Genomic DNA, 19,378 nt, shown 5'->3' on the forward strand with positions numbered 1-19,378 from the left:
TTTAAGCCACAAATGTAATAATCTTCTAATAAAATCTAGTTTAGAAACTCAAATTTAATTTCCGAAATTATAACGAAGTGTGAAACCTGATCTGATATTCGTTAAAGGGAAAGAAGTTGAAATAACTGCTTTCGAGAACGAATGGTCATAATAGAATATTGCCGTTAAGTTTTTACTGAAAGCATAATCTGCCGTCAATTTCAACGTCCATATATTCTGTCCTGCTGCCAGCTGATTATTATCGTAATCTAAATAGCGAACTAGAGTTTCGTTATTTCGATATGAAAAATCGGCTTTTATATTGATATCACTTTTAATAATTCCCGTCGGATTATCTGCCAATCTAGACGAAATAATCACATCTTTAAAACGATATCCTACTCCTACTACGTATTCTACTCCTCTAACCTCTGTCAATAAATTATTATCGAAACTCATAGACAAAGCGCGATCTTTTTTAACTTCGGTCAATAAACGGAATGAATTTTTCAATTCAAAATCAATTCTCATCAACGGACTAAACTGCTCTACTAAGTTAACATTAGACATAATCGTTTTATTAAAGAAGTTAGTATTTACATCCTGTCCTGTTGGATTCTCTAAATAATCAAAGTTAGATCTAAACTGGCTAATTGTATACGATGCTCTATAATTGTGCTGCAATGAAAAACGTCTAAAATGATCTTTAAAATACTTATAACGCATTAAACCATTATATTTAATATTCCAATTCGGAATAGGGAAACTTCTAAAAATACCTGTCGAACTCTTCGAAGCATCTGCTCCTGTATAAGCCGCCATAAACGAAGGCAGCAAAACAGCTTGATTACTTTTTGAGAAACCAATTGGATACCCTTCATTGGCAACATATATTTTATAATTAGGATCTGTTTCAGCCGGAATTGGATTATTAGCATCTCCATATCTTGGAATTACTCCTCCACCATAGTGTTCCTCTGCCAAACGATTTGCAATAACCAAACGATTGCTTCTAAAATCATCAAATGCAGACGACACAGTTTCTGTACTTGTAGAGAAGGACGTTTTAATTAATACCGTTGAAATAGAAAACATTCCATAAGTATATGGCGATAATGGCTTATAATATAATCCTCCAATAGAATCTCTAACCGTATATTGTTCTGATGAATTCTCAGAATAAGCGCGATCCATTGCTAAATCAATTTTCAAATCAGGCAACAAATCTACGTTTGCTGTTACTTTCAACAGCTTGTTGCTTACCTGCGTGAAGTTCTGATTGAAATTCTGATAACTTGTCAGCCAACCATTTTTTGCAGCTTCAAAACGCACATCATCCTGACTACCAAATACGAATCCTAATGAAGGTTTAGAGGTTCCAAAGAAACCTACACCTGGAATATATCCTGGTAAAACTGTTCCGCTATTTTTTGTGTAGTTAATCTGAACGTTTTTAATACTCGTTAAAACCCCGATTAAACCATCATAAAAAGGATTACTGCTTGTAACTGGTTTAGCCGTGTTTACAATCTTCTCTCCTGGTTTTGGTGGCGCAGCTGGTTTTGTAGTTTTTGCTGGTTTTGAGCCTGGCGTTAAACCCAAATATTTATACAATGTATTCATATTTAATGTCGTCGAAAAAGTATTTGAATTCGCATTTTGAATCGTATTTCCTAAATTCCAAGACATTCCACTGTCATCAACATATTGAGACATTGCTGTTGAAGAACGCTGCCAGTTGTAATCAGCAGTATAAGAATAAGTGGCTTTTACAAAACTAAATATTGGAATTTTATTAATTGGAATATCATAATTCAGAACCAACTGCTGTAAGTGCTGATTTGGTATACCAATATCAAAATAATCATCCCAAATATTAAAATCTTCTTTTGGTGTATTATCGTCATTTAAGAAGTTTCTAACAATATTATTAGAAGCTGCTGTATAATTTAATTTTAATGATTTTGTCAAATTAAATCCAAAACCATATTGATAATTAAACGCAAAATTTCTTCTATAAAGCGGGTCAAGTCCAATACCCTCCACGTTTTCGACCTGTCTGTACTGCTGACGGTTACTTTGTCTCAAAATATTGGTATTAAACGAAATATTTGAAGGAAGATAATTAAAATTAAAATCACTTAGCATTTTCCAATAATCGCTTTTTTTCATGAATTGGGTCTGCTTAAATGGCACTACCTCTTTTGGCTGGAATGTATAAGCATAATTTACTGCAGTATTCGATTGTTCGTCGTTGTAATTTTCAACCTCATAATCGTGTCTTTCTACCTGATTGTACGATTGAGAAAAAGTAAAGTTTTCTACATCATAAACATGTGGTTTCTGTTCTGGCGCTCTATCTTTTCTTACCCCAATAAAGTTAATACTCTTACGTTTAGTGTAATCAACTGCACGTGTTCTAATATTTTCTTTTTCTACTGGATCTGTAGTCTCTGCGATCAATTGATCTAACTTAATATCCTGATTAAACGGATCGTATTCTGGCGTAATAACTTCCTCTCCGATTGCATAATTGAATGGAAGATTAATGCCCCATTTTGGAGGCAACAGTTTTCCTAAATTTATATTGGTTACAATGTTGTACTGCTGAATATCTTCACGATCTCTTTCGTTTGCTCCCTGCTCAAGAGAACCAAAACCAATTGTACTCTTTTTACCAGAAGCAGACAATGTCATCAAATCGGCCATATTGGTATCTACATTCAGTAATGCAGCCATACCTCCTTTGTTTTCTAAATCAGACATACGAAGTTCGTTAAACCAAACTTCTCCCATAATATCTTTATGGTTTGCTGCACTTTTTACTCCGACCATTAAATTTCGAACCAATCCAAAATTAGGATTTCCTTTAATCCCCAAAGTTAACTTAGCGTCTTGGTCACCACCCTGTACATCTGGATCTCGGTCTGGATAATAAATACCATTTATATCTCTCTTTGGCGAATTAATATCTATATTCATTCCCAAAATCTTCATTCTTGTCAATAGAGATAGAACCAAATCAATATTATTCTCTTCAAGCCAAACTTGATCTGGACTAATAGTACAAGATCCGCCCGTTCTCGTTACTTTTAATGGAATTTCAACTTGGTAAAAGTTCTGTGTAAAATCGTTACCAAAACGGATAAATCCGATCATCTCATCGTCTAAAAGCTGATTTTCATTTGGAAGCGATTCAGCATGAAGGAACATTTTCAATTTTTTGTACTGACGCATGTCAACGCTTACATTTTTGAAAACTGCTCTAGAATCTTGATATTCTAATCCTGTACCTGCAATTCGAACTGCTAAAGACTGTTCATTTTGATTGATAATCGTATTATTATTATACAATTGCTCTCTTTGAACTCCTGGTGGAATAACATAGTTAACTGGACATTTGGTACCGTTTTCTTGAATGTTTACTGCCGCAACATCAAACTGGGTTCCGTCATCATCAGGATTTGTATCATTTGCATCTAGTGTTCCTGTATACTTTCTCCACTCTCCACGAACTAAATCTAAAGCTCCAAAACGAACTGTCATTTGATCATTAAATCCAGTCATGAACATACGCATGAAACGAATCGATCTAAAGTCGGTAATATTCCCAATAGTATTTTGAGGTTTTGAAACAGGAATTTTAAATTGAATCCATCTTGCATTGGTTGAACCTCCATTTGGAAGTTCTACGTTTTGAACCTCTCTAATATCTGTGATATAATTTTCACCAACCTGCATGCCTGGCTTTACATCAATACTATACTCATAATAAGCATTGATTGTACTCATGGTATTATCACGATTGATATCTTCAACATCTGGAAGAGTTGTAGAACCACGGTTTGGATCATCAACGCTTACAGCAGAATTCCCTTCTGTTCCGTTGTATCTTTTATAACGCTGTAAAACGCCTCCTTCTTCATTTAAGAAGTATTTATAGTTATCGGCAGCGGGATCTGGTTCTCCTGCATAATTGGTGTAAATTGATCCTTCTTTTACATCTGGCAGACCATCTAAACCAACATCCTGATTTTTACGATTGTCTGGATTAGTATCAAATGCGTAAATCAATGATTGAGATGCTGGAACGTCTCCCCAAATAGGTTGCGGGTTCACCATAATCTGATCTGGCCCCAAACCATTCTCATACTGTTTTCTTCCGTCTTTTAGAACGTCTTCAGAAACCTCACCTAAATTGAAATAGATTTTTCCGTTATTAGTTGACTGAGCTTGTCCTGTACCAACATAAGGATCCAATACCCAAAACTGAATGTACTCGACATTTCCTTGCTCAAAGTTAGTAGAGTTAAGCGAACGCATAATTCCTCCAAAATTGCCAGCCGGATTGCTTGAAGCAAAATTTGGGTTATTATTATATGGTCCTCTGTCAGAAGGATAATACGTTAAATCGAGCGTATTAACTACCTGAATTTGTCCCTGTGCAATATCTGTATTTGGATAAAGTTCTTTACTGTAAATTCTTCTTGTTGAGTTTAAAGACAAATCATCATTTGAAACTCCTGAAGGTTTTGAAGTATAGAAAATCGGATCAATAGTATACCAAGACAGCTTAGCACGTTTATAACCATACTCTAAAGTATTTGAGCTGGCATTGAAAGTATTATCTGTCGCTGAAGTAATAAATGGTGTTGAAGCCAAACTCCAAGCATACGCAGACCTCATATCAATTGTAGTCTGAGTACCTTCAAAATCATCGATATAAATAGTTGCTTCACCTTCAAAATCACTTGCTTTTGGAGCATCGGGTTTCAAAAATGCTACTTCTCCGCGAATCGAAAGATTAGAAGGAACATCTGTATCTATATTTGGCAGTTTATTAGCCAATCTTGTTAAAAATGGAACTTCTGTTGCATAATTTCCGTTGAAACCAAAAATAGTATTATTTACAGATTCTTGCCCATAACTTGATTTTTGCGTAAAAGGACGTTCTGTCATTTTTAAAAACGTTCCTCCAACAACAAATTTTTCAGAAATTTTATGTTCAATATTGAATCCCATAAATCTTCTGGTTTGCTGTCCAAAGATTGAATTGTTTTCTAACGAAACTTCAATCGGGGTATTAGAAGCCTGAAGTGATGGATCTAATATCTGCACTCTTCCTAATTGATAATCTACACTATAATCAATACCTTCTACTAAAACTCTTCCGGCAGCTGTTACCACTACAGATCCCTGCGGCACGTTGAAAGCACCAATAGGAATACCGTTACTGCCCGAAGATTTGTATTTTCCTCTTAATAAGAATTTGTTTTTATCACTATCCTGCAAAGCCCCCGCCTGAGTATTCTTATACATGTTCCTAAAAACGTATTTCTTCTGGTTCGGGTTATATGTAGTTGGATCGTTATAATTCTCTGCTGAACCAGTAATTTGAAGTTTCTTAAATAAAAGTTCTCCAAAAGGTTCTTTTGTGGTGAAAATAATTCGTGCATTCTGCACATCTACGGTAACACCTGGAACATAATCAAAGAAACCATCTCCGCCTTTTTGTGGGTCATTATTGTAATTTAACTGATCTAAGTTAAAAACATTTAGCAATGGTGTCTTTGTAATGTAATAATTACTTGGATTAGGATTTACAGGATCATCGTCAGGAAAAAGAGTTCCTTGAACTGGTGTTATATAATTTATTGGTGAAGGATCTGTATAAAGAATATTCAGCCTAAAATCTTCTTGTTTGATTTGGTATGCCTGCGGAATTTGATACACGTTTTTCATCATCAAGTTCCAAACTGGATTCTGTACGTTTGTCAAACTGCTTTTCAGCATTTTCAATACCAAACTCTGCGTAACAATTGCCTGATTGGCATTGTTGTTTCCTGTAACCACAGTTGCATCTACACCATCACTTCCAAATTCCCCAACTTGGTACACTTTTCCTCCAACAGTATATTCAAACGCAACTGCCAAAATTTCGTCATTGGCCAAACGCTGTTGCAATGAGATATAACCTAACTGTGCATTAAAAGTATATTCTTGTGTTGTTAATTTTCTAGCATTTTCTAGAACAGAGTAATCTGTACCTTCATTTACGTTGGCATTATTAAATCCTGATTTTGCTGTTACAATTTCCCTAATATTAGAATTTAAATAACTTCCAGGTTTTCCAATTGCTGCAGGATCATATTTATTGTTCGTGTTATCTGTAGGGGAGTCAACAGGATTATTAAAGAAACCCGTTGGATCTGTAATTACAACCACTTGGTTGTCCGGAACCCCAGAAACCTGACCTTCTCCTAAATCCTGAAGCGCAATAATATTTCTTAAGTTATTATTTCCTGTCGTTATTCTATTCTGCTTATTGGTTACCCAAACTTCAATCCTTGTAACTTGAACACGGCTGTCTATTAATGGATAGTTTTTTAATGAAGTATCATACTTGTTTCTAAAGTATTGTGACAAGAAGAAATGTCGGTCATTATCGTAATCTAATGCGAATAAATCAAAGTTTTGTACAGTTCCTCCACCTTCTGCGACTATACTTTTGGTTTGAGACTTTTGTTCTGAGAAAACTCCTGTAACAGTTGTTTTACCAAATTGCAGTTGCGCTTTGACCCCAAATAAACTTTGAGCACCTCGAATAAGCGTACTATTAAGAGGCATGCTCACATTACCCACCTCAACTTTCTGAACAATATCATCTTCTGAAGGTGTATAAGCTAGTTTAAATAAGTTTTGAAAAGCAAATGTTGATTGAGTGTCGTAGTTGGCATTTACTTCAAGACGGGTTCCAATTTTCCCCATTAAACTCATACTGATTCTTTGGTCAAAATCAAAAGTTAGGGAAGATCTGTTTCTTGGCGAAAATGAAGGATTATCTTGTTTTGTGTAACGCATACCCAAGTCCATTTCTACTGAACCTGTGGGCTTTACATCTATGGTATTACTTCCAAAGATGCTTTCGAATAAACTCGAGTTGATATAATATCTTGGTAATAAATCTTTTTTTGCTGCTTCGGCTCCAGCTTTTTTACCGTCAATAGCATCCGATTTTTTTCTAAAATAATTTCGCCTCGATTCTTTTAGAACTAAATCTTCGTATTCTTTTGGAGTTAAAATTAAAGGGTAATTAATAGAAAAACCATCTACTGAAGTGGTGTAAATATAACGGTCTGTAATAGGATCGTATCTATATGCCGAAAGTACACTTGGCGGATCTTCGATATCTATCTTACCTACTGAAAATTGAGTTTTTGTTGTATCTTGAGCTACCGGTGTAACCTGTGCACGCAAAACATTACCGCAGAGTAATACCAGCAACAAAATACAAATTTTACGCATAGAATTCTTTTATATAAAATGAAATTTATAAACTTTTTAAAGCCTTTTTGATAATTGTTTCTGCGGTAGCTTCAGGATCTTCTTTCACAATCTTTTCTACCACTTTTTCAGAAGCTTTTCGCACAAAGCCAAGAACTTCTAGAGCAGATAACGCTTCATCTCGATTTCTATTGTTTTGAACAGCAAAAACTTCGTCTATATCGTATAATTTAACAACTTTTTCCTTTAAATCAAGTATAACTCTTTGTGCCGTTTTGTTTCCAATCCCTTTTATAGACTGGATTACGCCTACATCTCCAGATGCGATGGCGTTTATAATTTGCTTTGGTTCAATTGACGAAAGCATTGTTCTTGCAATTCCTGCTCCAATTCCTGAAACAGAAAGCAGCATTCTAAAAATTTCTCTTTCCGATTTTTCGGCAAAACCATATAAAGTATGCGCATCTTCTTTAATTTGAAGATGCGTATACAATTTTATATTTTCAGAATTTGGAATTAAAGAGAAGGTATGCAACGATATGTTTACCTGATAACCTACTCCGCCACAATCAATTACAACCTCTGTAGGATTCTTTTCTACTAATCTACCTTGCAAATGTGCTATCATAAATATAATTCTTAGTATCAAATATAACAAAAATGCCATAAAACTACGACAAATATGTTGAATCCCTCTTAGAAGATTTATTGTGTTATTTTATTCTTTTTACTTTCTTTTTCTTGTGCATCAATAACAGCGATAGCTGCCATGTTTACCATCTCTTCTACGCTTGCACCTAATTGGAAAATGTGAACTGGTTTGCCCATACCCATCATAATTGGTCCAATAGAATTCACTTTATACAATTCTTTTAATAATTTATAAGTGATATTTGCCGATTCCAAATTAGGGAATATCAAGGTATTTACTTTCTTTCCTGCTAATTTAGAGAAAGGGAATTTTTCTTGAAGCATTTCTGGATTTAAAGCAAAATCTGCTTGAATTTCTCCATCAACAATTAATTCTGGGTGATTTTTATGCAGATAAGCTACAGCTTCTCTAACCTTTGAAGCGCTTTCGCTAGTTGAAGAACCAAAGTTTGAGAATGAAACCATTGCAATAACAGGCTCAATTCCGAACATTTTTGCTGTTTTAGAAGTCATAATCGCAATATTAATCAAATCTTGAGCAGACGGATTAATGTTTATTGCAGTATCTGATAAAAACATTGGACCACGAGATGTAAGCATCATGTTTGCGGTTGCAATAAGCGAAGCATTTTGCGCTTTTGGAATTAACTGCATCATTGGTTTTACAACAGAAGGATAACTTCTAGAATGTCCTGTAACCACTGCATCAGCTTCTCCTTCATTAACCATCATTGCAGCAAAATAGTTTCTTTCGCGCATGAATTTTTCTGCATCTAGTTTAGAAACCCCTCTTCTTCCTCTTGCTTCCCAAAATGATTTAGCAAATCTGTTACGTCTTTCAGTTTCTTCATCTGTTTTAGGGTCAATGATTTCAAGATCAGCATCAAAACCAAGTTCTGCTTTTAATTCTAAAATCACTTCTTTGTTTCCTAATAAAACTGGGAATCCAATTCCGTCTTCATAAACAATTTGAGCTGCTTTTAGAACGTTTAATTGATCTGCTTCAGCAAAAACAATTTTCTTCGGATCTAATTTTGCACGGTTAGTAATCAAACGCACCATTTTGTTATCATTACCCATACGCTCACGAAGGTGATCTTCATAAGCTGCCCAGTCTGTAATAGGATTTTTTGCTACTCCAGATTCCATTGCTGCTTTTGCAACCGCTGGAGCTACAACAGTAATCAATCTAGGGTCGAAAGGTTTAGGAATGATATATTCTTGTCCAAATCCAAGTTTCATTGCACCGTAAGCTACGTTTACTTGCTCTGGAACTGGTTCTTTTGCCAAAATAGCTAAAGCTTTTACAGCCGCCATTTTCATTTCTTCGTTGATTTTTGTCGCTCTTACATCTAGTGCTCCTCTAAAAATATAAGGGAAACCTAATACGTTATTTACCTGATTAGGAAAATCTGAACGTCCCGTAGCCATAATAACATCTTTACGAGTTTCTACAGCCAAATTATAATCGATTTCTGGGTTTGGATTTGCCATTGCAAAAACGATCGGATTGTTAGACATTGTCAACAACATTTCTGGCGAAAGAATATCTCCAGAAGATAATCCGATGAAAACATCTGCACCTTTTACAGCTTCAGCCAAAGGAATCTGAGGTCCGTTAACTGCATATTTTAATTGTAAATCTGAAAGTGCAGGATTGTCTTTAGTTAAAAGCCCTTTACTGTTGTACATTAAAACGTTTTCAACTTTTACTCCAAGTAAAACGTATAAATCTGTACAAGCAATTGCTGCAGATCCTGCTCCAGAAACTACTACTTTTACGTCTTCTGCTTTTTTTCCTGCCAATTCAAGCGCATTGATTAAAGCTGCAGAAGAGATAATTGCTGTTCCGTGCTGGTCATCGTGCATTACTGGAATATCCAATTCTTCGATCAATCTTCTTTCGATTTCAAAAGATTCTGGAGCTTTGATATCTTCAAGATTAATACCTCCAAAAGTTGGAGCAATATTTTTTACAGTCTGAATAAATTCTTCAACATTTTCGGTATCAATTTCGATATCAAAAACATCAATGTCTGAGAAAATTTTAAACAATAAACCTTTTCCTTCCATTACAGGTTTTCCTGCTTCTGGACCAATATTTCCAAGTCCTAAAACAGCTGTACCGTTTGAAATTACGGCTACTAAATTTCCTTTTGCTGTATATTTATAAACGTCTTCTTTGTTTGCTGCGATTTCTAAACATGGTTCTGCAACTCCCGGCGAATAGGCCAATGATAAATCTCTCTGGGTTGCATATTTTTTTGTTGGAACTACCTGAATTTTTCCTGGAGTTGGTTCTGCGTGATACAGTAACGCTTCTCTTCTTTTACTCTCTTTGTTCATTGTTTTTAGCTTTTATTCTAGCTTACAAAGATATAAGTCTTGTTTTAAAATGGCGTCTTTTTAGCGTTTTCTTTTCCTAAAATTTATTCGAATAAATAGAAAAAGTCCAATAGAAATTGGACTCGTTTGAATTTTTATCGTTTTTAGGTATGCTTTATTGAGAAATATAAGAATTCAAATGGTTGATTGTGTCTTTCTGAATTTCTATAATTGCCTTCACTACATCGCTGATTGAAATTACTCCAACCACTGTTCCATCTTCTAAAACAGGCAGGTGTCTTATTCTTTTTTCGCTCATAAGTTCCATACAATCTTCAAGATTATCTGAAAGTTTTACTGTAAAAACATGACTTTCCATAATCTCATGAACAAAAGTTTCTTTAGAAGATTTATCTTTCAGTACAATTTTCCTAGCATAATCTCTCTCTGATAATATTCCTTTTAAAATATTATCATCCATAACTAAAATTGCCCCAATGTTTTTTTCTCCCATCACTTTTAACGCATCATAAACCGTTAAATTGGAGAAAATCGAATAAACATTTCTTCCTTTTGCTTTAAGTATTTGATCTACAGTCATAATGAAAAATTTTTGATTTTATAAAGTTATAATAAAAACCAACACAATTTGCAGCGAAATCGATTTTTTAAAATCATAACCAATTCATTTTAAACATAATACATGAAAATTAAGATTTTCAAATTTATAGTGTAAAGAATGAATTTGTTTAGAATTGTTTTTTGAAGAAATTTAGATTTTTTAACGTTTACCAACGAGAAACCCCCAGCGGGGTTTTTTCATTTTTTTAATCTCTAAAATGCTCCAGCAGAGCATAATATTTATAGCCGAAAAATTACGGCAAAAGAAAAAAGCTCCAGAGGAGCGACATATCACCCCGCTAGGGCTTTTGGATGGGATATAATATCTTTTCTATAAATATTTCGTCTCGCTGGGACTACCGACCAATCACTCCTAGCGGAGTGGGTTTCGAATTATATACAATGGGTAAAAAACCACTCCGATAGGAGTGACTGATTGGTAGAAAAAAAATTATCACACCCCAAACCATTATCCCATAGGGATTATTTCTAAACAAAAACCCCTTTTCTAAAATTTAGAAAAGGGGTTTTATAATTCATAAAGAAGATGTTTTACATTGATACAATAATAAACTCGCTTCGTCTATTTTTCATGTGTTCTTTTTCTGTACATTTTACTCCGTCTGCACATTTATTGACTAATTGCGTTTCTCCATAACCTTTGGCGCTTAATCGATCTTCGCTAATTCCTTTTTGAACTAACCAGTTTTTGGTTGATTGTGCTCTTTTTTCTGAAAGAATCTGATTGCTTTCTGAAGAAGAACGGCTATCGGTATGCGAACGAATATCAAGTTTCATTGTTGGATATTCATTTAAAAGATTGACTACTTTCATCAATTGCGGTTCAGATGTTTTCTTGATTGTTGCTTTACCTAAATCAAAGAAATTCATTGGCAGATTTAATAGTTTTGCTATATCTACTCCCACTCTTATCGAACCCACTTTTACTGGACTGATTGTCGTTTTTTTAATGGCTACAGTTTTTGCAACAAGAGGTTTAAAAACTTTGTTTAATGCAATCATTTGAGTCGTTTCTCCTTTTTCTTTAAGGATTGTTACTGCAACTTCTTTGGCATTGTAATCGTTTTTAGCAGTTCTAATCGTGTATTTTTTTCCACATCTTAAATCAGGAAAAATGTAGTTTCCTTTTTCGTCTGTAGTGATTGTTCCAACTGGATCAAATTTTTCATTAAACAAAGTCAAAGATGTGTTCGCCAAAATCTCATTTGTTTCTGCATCGGTAACTGTTCCCGATAAGTTTTGCTCGCAGATTAATCTTCTTGTTTCTGTAAATCTGTAAATATCATCCAAACCAAGTCCGCTTTCTCTGTTTGAAGAAAAGTAACCGCTTCTAGTTTTGCTGTCAATACTAAAAGCAAAATCGTCTTGCTTACTATTTACTGGTTCTCCAACATTTAAAACTTCATCAAAAATTCCGTTCGTTTTTATTCTCGAAGCAAAAATATCTAATCCGCCTAAACCTGGACGGCCATCAGTTGCAAAATACAATTCGTTATCTCCAGAAATGAACGGAAAAGTTTCTCTTCCTTCGGTATTAATTGCTGGACCTAAATTTTCTGGTGCTCCAAAAGTTCCGTCTTCATTAATTGCAACTTTAAAAATATCTGACAGACCTAACGTTCCTGGCATATCTGATGCAAAGTACAATGTTTTTTCGTCGACACTTAGAGCTGGATGCGCCGTACTATATTGGTCGCTATTGAACGGAAGTTCTTTTACATTTTGCCATGTGTTATCGATAAGCTCAGCTTTGTATAATTTAAGAAGTGTTACATTTTTGTCGTTACTTCTTCTTTTACCATCAGTAAAATTATTTCGGGTAAAATACATAGTGCGCCCGTCCTTAGTAAAAATCGGACTTGACTCATTAAAATTGTCTTTTTTTCTTTTTACTAAAAGCTCAGGTTTTCCAACACTTCCATCCGGCATTAAATCGGCTGCGTAAAGTCTAGAAAACGATCTGTTTGTCCATTGAAAATTGGCCTTAACAACTCCGCCTGTATCTCGGGCAGAAGTAAAAACAATTTTGTTGTTGTACACAACGCTTCCGTAATCTGAATATCTTGAGTTAACTCCAGCGTCACCTATTTGAAATCGGCCTGAGTTTTCTTTTATTTCTTCTAAATAATTTTTCTCATTCCTGATTAAATCTGCTCTTTTTTCTGCCGTTGCCTTTTGATTGAATTTCTGTAAAATCTCATCAGACTTGCGATAATCGCCTACTGATTTTAAAGATTGCGCATATCTATATAAATACTCAGCTTCTTGATTTTCGTTTATTACAAATAATTGCTCGTACCATTTTAATGCGCTTTTTAATTCTCCATTAAAATAATATGAATTTGCTAAACGTTGAATTATTCCTTGGTCGGTAGTCTGATCATTTACCAAAGTCTCATAAACTTTTATTGCATCTGCGTAAGCGTACTCTTCGTATTTTTTATCTGCATATTTTATGTTCATGGTTGTGAATGGGTTTTGCGCATTCACATTTGAAATAAAACTAGACAGTAAAAAGATCAAAATTAATTTTATAGCTTTCATAGGTTGTATTAAAAGAATCTTGGGGATATCATTTTATTATAATTATTAAAGAATTCGAATCTTAAGAAAATCTCATGAGATCCAGAATTGTATTTTCTTAATTGTGTAGTTTCATGATCATAGCCATAACCGATGTACATTCCTTTTGTCACTTGAAATCCTGCCATTGCACTAACAGATGCGCTCCAACGATAAGCAAGCCCTAAAACAAATTTGTCATTAAACATAAAATTTCCTGAGACATCAACTTGCAACGGTGCTCCTTCGACCATTTTAGCCATTAATGCTGGTTTGAATTTTATGTATTCTAAACGATCCAGATTAAATACATAACCTGCTATTAAATAATAATTGATTTTATCTTTGAAAATAGCCACATCGTCTGCATCATAACGATTTGTTTCTATAAAATTAGGAACAGATAATCCGATGTAAGCTCTGTCTGAATGATAGTAAATTCCTGCTCCAATATTTGGGGAGAATTTATTTTTAAGATTCTGAAACTGTGGATCATCCTGATCTTCATAACTCAACTTATTAATGTCGATATTAAAAAGATTGGCAGTACCTTTTATACCAAAAGATAAATTCCATGATTCTGAAGTCGGAATAGTATAAGACAAATCTGCCGATAATGTATTTTCTACAGTTGGTCCAATTTTATCATTCACCAAAGAAACTCCAAGTCCTAAATCACTATTTCTTAAAGGTGTGTTAACCGAGAACGTGCTTGTTTCGGGTGCTCCATCTAATCCAACCCATTGTGTACGATATAAACCAAAAACGCTTAATGCTCCTCTTGAACCTGCATACGCTGGATTGACTTCGATTGTGTTGTACATATATTGCGTGTACTGTGCATCTTGCTGCGCATTAGACACAATCGAAAAAAACATAAAAACTAAAATTAATTTTTTCATTTATTAAGCTTTAGAACGGCTTAGGGTTAACTAAGCCGTATTCCATTTTATTTATTAAGGTATAAGTAACCAGATTCTTGGTGAGACTTCTGAGCACTGTCTTTGTATTTTAAGACATAGAAATACGTTCCAACCGGAAGACCATCTGTTTGTTTGATTGTAGAACGTCCGTTAGAATATCCTTCAAAAACTCGATCGTTATTGTTGTACTGATCTATACTGAAAACCAGAACTCCCCAACGGTTATAAATTTCAACCGTATTGTCTGGATAACATTCAATTCCTCTAATGTAGAATCTTGCATTCTTACTGTCTCCATTTGGAGAGAAAGCGTTCATTACTTTAATCGAACATCCGTTTAAGTCTAAAACTGTTGGACTATCTCCACTATTGCTTGAATCATCTGACTGATCTTCGACAACAACTCCTCTTACACTGCTTCCTTTTACAGTTGCCTGGTTGCTCACACTTCCTCGATTAATATCTTCTTGAGTGATTTTGTAAACCGCCGTGAAATTGGTATCATTAGATTCGTTTACGCCCAAATTAAGTGACTGTCCTGAAACCATTACTCCAGGAAGCGGATCGCTTAATGTGATTCCAACAAGTGGCACATTTCCTGTATTGGTTACTGTAAATTTGTACGTAATGGTTTCTCCTGCATTTGCAAAACCGCTCTTATTTTCGTCATTGAAAACTGCTGTTTTGATAACCGAAATAGCTGGAACTTCAACAAAAACATTTAACATTGCTGTAGAACAATTTGTATCATTAGCTTTTTCGCAAACCTGATAAGTCAAAGGATAATTACCTCCTGGTGTGTTTGGCTTAACACTTACCGTTCCGTCAGCATTCCACTCAAAATATGGACTATCTGTTAACGGCTTAATTATAACATCCGCAGGATTTATTGGCTGTCCGTTTATCAAATCATTATCTAAAACATTTACAAATTCTAATGAGCCATTAATTCCGTCAGCACTAACATCATTATCATTGTTTAAAGTAATTTTATTTTCTGTTGGCGGAGCTGGGTCTACAACATTATCAACTGTAATCTTAATTACTGCCTGACTGCAATTTGATGTATTTGCAGCTTCACAAATCTGATACGTTAGTTCGTAAACCCCATCTGGCGTATTTGTCGCAATATTTACTGAACCGTCTGCATTCAACGTAATATTTGGATGTACAACCGGAACTGATAAAATAACATCTGAAGCCTTCAATTTTGCTCCATTTAATAAGTCATTTTCAAAAATATTAATGTTAGCATTTACTCCTTTCTTTACATTTACTGGTCCTGCCTCGTCATTATTTGCTTTTATACTAAATGTTGGACGTGCATTACAATCTGGCGTAGCCGGCGGATAAGCAACCGAAACTGTAACGGTTGGATTTAATGAAAATTCGATTTTTACTCCATTTCTAGTATCTTCAAATCCGTCTGCTCCTTCTGCCCATATTCCGTTATTTAAAACCCATCCTGGCCAATCTATTCCATTTTGGTTACTGTCAATCTCTGCTCCTGGCCATAAAATATTTCCACTTAATGGCAGATTGGTCTGAGTTGCAACAACATTATTGTTGCTATCAATCCATCTAACAGTTAATAAATTATGTGCTGTGAAATTTTCTGGTGCAACTGCATAATTAACATAAGGAACATTGTTTGAACAATAACTGTTTGCTGTTACATTCATTTTTGGTTCAGTTACACTAACTTTTACAACATTTGAATCACAATTATTTGGATTTAATTTTTCGCAGATTGTATATGTCAATTCATATTCTCCCGCAGGTGCATTAGGTGCTAGTACAACATTTCCGTCTGTATCTACAGTTAAATATCCTTTTGGATCTGCTTGAGTTACTTTCAGATCAACATCTGATGGCACTAATTTATTTCCATCTTTAGTATCATTATCAAAAAGGTTGATTACTGTTTGTGAGACATTTACTCCAACTGCAGATGGCACAAGATCTTCGTTTGCCACAAGATTTCCTCCTGTAACTTTTACCACTGTAATTACCGAATCACAATTTGTTGGATTCGTGTTTTCGCAGATTTTATATTCTACATTATAATCTGCTGCTGGCGTATTTGGCGCAACAGTAATCGTATGATCTGAATTTAACGTAAGTCCTGCTGGAAGCGTTCCAACGATTTCAAACTTAACTTCTCCTGCTCCTATTCCAACTACGATTGGGCTTCCGTTTAATTTATCGTTTGCTGTTAATGAGATGGTCGTTCCTCCGATATTTCCATTTATTGAAGCTATCACATCTTCAACTGCATCGATTACTGGAGTTCCTACCGTTACCTTCACAGTATTTGAACTACAGTTGTCCAGATTTAATTTCTCGCAGATTTCATAAGTCAGCTCGTAATCTCCCGCTGGAGGATTAGCGCCTAAAACAATGTTTCCATCTGCATCCACAGTCAGATATCCTTTTGGATCTGCAGCTGTAGTTTTTAGCGTAACATCTGAAGGATTTAACGGCTGCGAATTTTTTGTGTCATTCTCAAAAACGTTTTTGCCCAATGTCTGAGGAGCATTCGATCCTAAAACTGAAGGGATAAGATCTTCGTTTGCCACAAGGTTTCCTGCAGTAACCGGTACGGTTATAGTTACCGAGTCACAGTTTGTAGGATTCGTGTTTTCGCAGATTTTATATTCTACATTATAATTTCCTTTTGGCGTGTTTGGCGCAACAGTAATCGTATGATCTGAATTTAACGTAAGTCCTGCCGGAAGCGTTCCAACGATTTCAAACTTAACTTCCCCAGCTCCTGTTCCAACTACGATTGGGCTTCCGTTTAATTTATCGTTTGCTGTTAGTGCAATTGTTGTTCCTCCGATATTTCCATTTATTGGACTTACCGTATCTTCAACTGCATCGATTACTGGAGTTCCTACCGTTACCTTCACAGTATTTGAACTGCAGTTGTCCAGATTTAATTTCTCGCAGATTTCATAAGTCAGCTCGTAATCTCCCGCTGGCGGATTAGCTCCTAAAACAATATTTCCATCTACATCCACAGTCATATATCCTTTTGGATCTGCCGCTGTAGTTTTAAGCGTAACATCTGAAGGATTTAACGGCTGCGAATTTTTTGTGTCATTCTCAAAAACGTTTTTGCCCAATGTCTGAGGAACATTCGATCCTAAAACTGAAGGAATAACATCTTCGTTTGCCACAAGGTTTCCTGCAGTAACCGGTACGGTTATAGTTACGGAGTCGCAGTTTGTTGGATTCGTGTTTTCGCAGATTTTATATTCTACATTATAATTTCCTTTTGGCGTGTTTGGCGCAACTGTAATTGTATAATCTGAATTTAATGTAAGTCCCACTGGAAGCGTTCCAACGATTTCAAACTTAACTTCTCCCGCTCCTGTTCCAACTACGATTGGGCTTCCGTTTAATTTATCGTTTGCTGTTAATGAGATGGTCGTTCCTCCGATATTTCCATTTATTGAAGCTATCACATCTTCAACTGCATCGATTACTGGAGTTCCTACTGTTACCTTCACAGTATTTGAACTGCAGTTGTCCAGATTTAATTTCTCGCAGATTTCATAAGTCAGCTCGTAATCTCCCGCTGGCGGATTAGCGCCTAAAACAATATTTCCGTCTACATCCACAGTCAGATACCCTTTTGGATCTGCCGCTGTAGTTTTAAGCGTAACATCTGAAGGATTTAACGGCTGCGAATTTTTTGTGTCATTGTCAAAAACGTTTTTGCCCAATGTCTGAGGAACATTCGATCCTAAAACTGAAGGGATAACATCTTCGTTTGCCACAAGGTTTCCTGCAGTAACCGGTACGGTTATAGTTACCGAGTCGCAGTTTGCAGGAACTGCACCTACTTCACATATTGTATATTCTACCTTATAATTTCCTTTTGGAGTTTCTGGAGCTACTGTAATAGTTCCATTTGTATTTAATGTTAATCCAGATGGTAAAGTGCCAACAATATTTATGGTCACTTCTCCTGAATTACTTCCAATTACTACTTTATCACCGTTTAGTGTATCGTTTTCTATTAGAGATACTGTTGTTCCACCAATGTTTCCATTAATTGGAGTAATAGTATCTAGTACTGCGTCTATTGTATTTGCAACTTTAACTTCCGCAACTGCTGTCTTGCAGTTTGATGGATTCGCATCTTTCTCGCAGATTTCGTATGTAGTGCTGTAGGTTCCACTTGGCGTGTTTGCCGCTAGAGTCACATCTCCATTTGCATCAACGCTTAATGGCCCGTTGCTACCAACAGTTACAACTGTATTGCCAGACGTAACAAATGCTCCGTCCAAAGTATCGTTTGATTTTACATTTCCGACAATTGCTGACGTTGATCCTGAAGATTTTGTTCCGAAATCATCTTTAACGGCGATTAAATCATTTACAATTTCAACTTTAACTGTAGCTGTATTGCAATTTCCACTATTAGCAATTTCACAAATCGAATAATCAAATGTATAAATACCTGTTGGTGTATTCGGTTTTACTGAAACAGCACCATTTACAGTATTGAAAATTAACTCTGACGGTACAGTACCATTTACCGCAACATCAACATCTCCTATATTTACTTTATTACAATTTAAAACATCATTATCAAAAACATTAATAATAACGACTCCTCCAGTTACGCCATTTGACGAAGAAATACTATCATCTTTTGCAACAATGGCACCAATTACTTTAACAATTTGTGTGCAGCTCTGCGTATTTCCTGCCGCATCTTTTGCCGTCCAAGTTACTGTCGTGTTTCCGATTGGGAAACTTGGAGGAGCATCATTCGTCACCGTTACAGCTCCCGTGCAGTTGTCCGATACCGTTGGAGTCCCTAAAGCAACTCCAGTAGCAGCGCATGAATCCGCATCTGCAGAAACTGAAACTGTCGTTGGGCATGTGATTGAAGGTTTTTGGGTGTCATTAACCGTCACTATCTGAGTGCAGGTCTGCGTATTTCCTGCCGCATCTTTTGCCGTCCAAGTTACTGTCGTGTTTCCGATTGGGAAACT

Annotated in this window: 7 protein-coding genes; all 7 read right to left on the reverse strand. The window is 35.5% G+C overall.

Going from position 1 to position 19,378, the window contains the following annotated elements:
• Positions 1–54: 54 nt before the first annotated feature.
• Positions 55–7,284, reverse strand: coding sequence for a T9SS outer membrane translocon Sov/SprA (sov, locus tag AC5ZCW_RS21585; RefSeq protein WP_496121664.1), 7,230 nt, complete (start codon positions 7,282–7,284; stop codon positions 55–57).
• A 25-nt stretch (positions 7,285–7,309) separates the two neighbouring features.
• The gene (ruvA, locus tag AC5ZCW_RS21590; RefSeq protein ID WP_177210942.1) at positions 7,310–7,891 is read right to left on the reverse strand and encodes a Holliday junction branch migration protein RuvA; all 582 of its coding nucleotides are present in this window, start codon (positions 7,889–7,891) and stop codon (positions 7,310–7,312) included.
• Positions 7,892–7,968: 77 nt separating this feature from the next.
• Positions 7,969–10,260, reverse strand: coding sequence for an NADP-dependent malic enzyme (locus tag AC5ZCW_RS21595; protein WP_343543132.1), 2,292 nt, complete (start codon positions 10,258–10,260; stop codon positions 7,969–7,971).
• A gap of 154 nt (positions 10,261–10,414) precedes the next feature.
• Positions 10,415–10,840 (reverse strand): CBS domain-containing protein, encoded by a 426-nt coding sequence (locus AC5ZCW_RS21600; protein ID WP_177210944.1) that lies wholly within the window; start codon positions 10,838–10,840, stop codon positions 10,415–10,417.
• A 572-nt stretch (positions 10,841–11,412) separates the two neighbouring features.
• Positions 11,413–13,425 carry an OmpA family protein gene (locus AC5ZCW_RS21605; RefSeq protein WP_496121667.1) on the reverse strand — a complete coding sequence of 671 codons (2,013 nt, stop codon included), beginning with the start codon at positions 13,423–13,425 and terminating at the stop codon, positions 11,413–11,415.
• Between the two features lie 8 nt (positions 13,426–13,433).
• A complete protein-coding gene (locus AC5ZCW_RS21610; RefSeq protein WP_343543134.1) occupies positions 13,434–14,345 on the reverse strand; it encodes a PorP/SprF family type IX secretion system membrane protein in 912 nt (303 codons plus the stop codon).
• 47 nt (positions 14,346–14,392) lie between these two features.
• Positions 14,393–19,378: T9SS type B sorting domain-containing protein (locus tag AC5ZCW_RS21615; RefSeq protein ID WP_496121669.1), on the reverse strand; the 4,986-nt coding region annotated here is incomplete at its 5' end.

This window comes from Flavobacterium sp. PLA-DH12 (genome assembly GCF_059511845.1).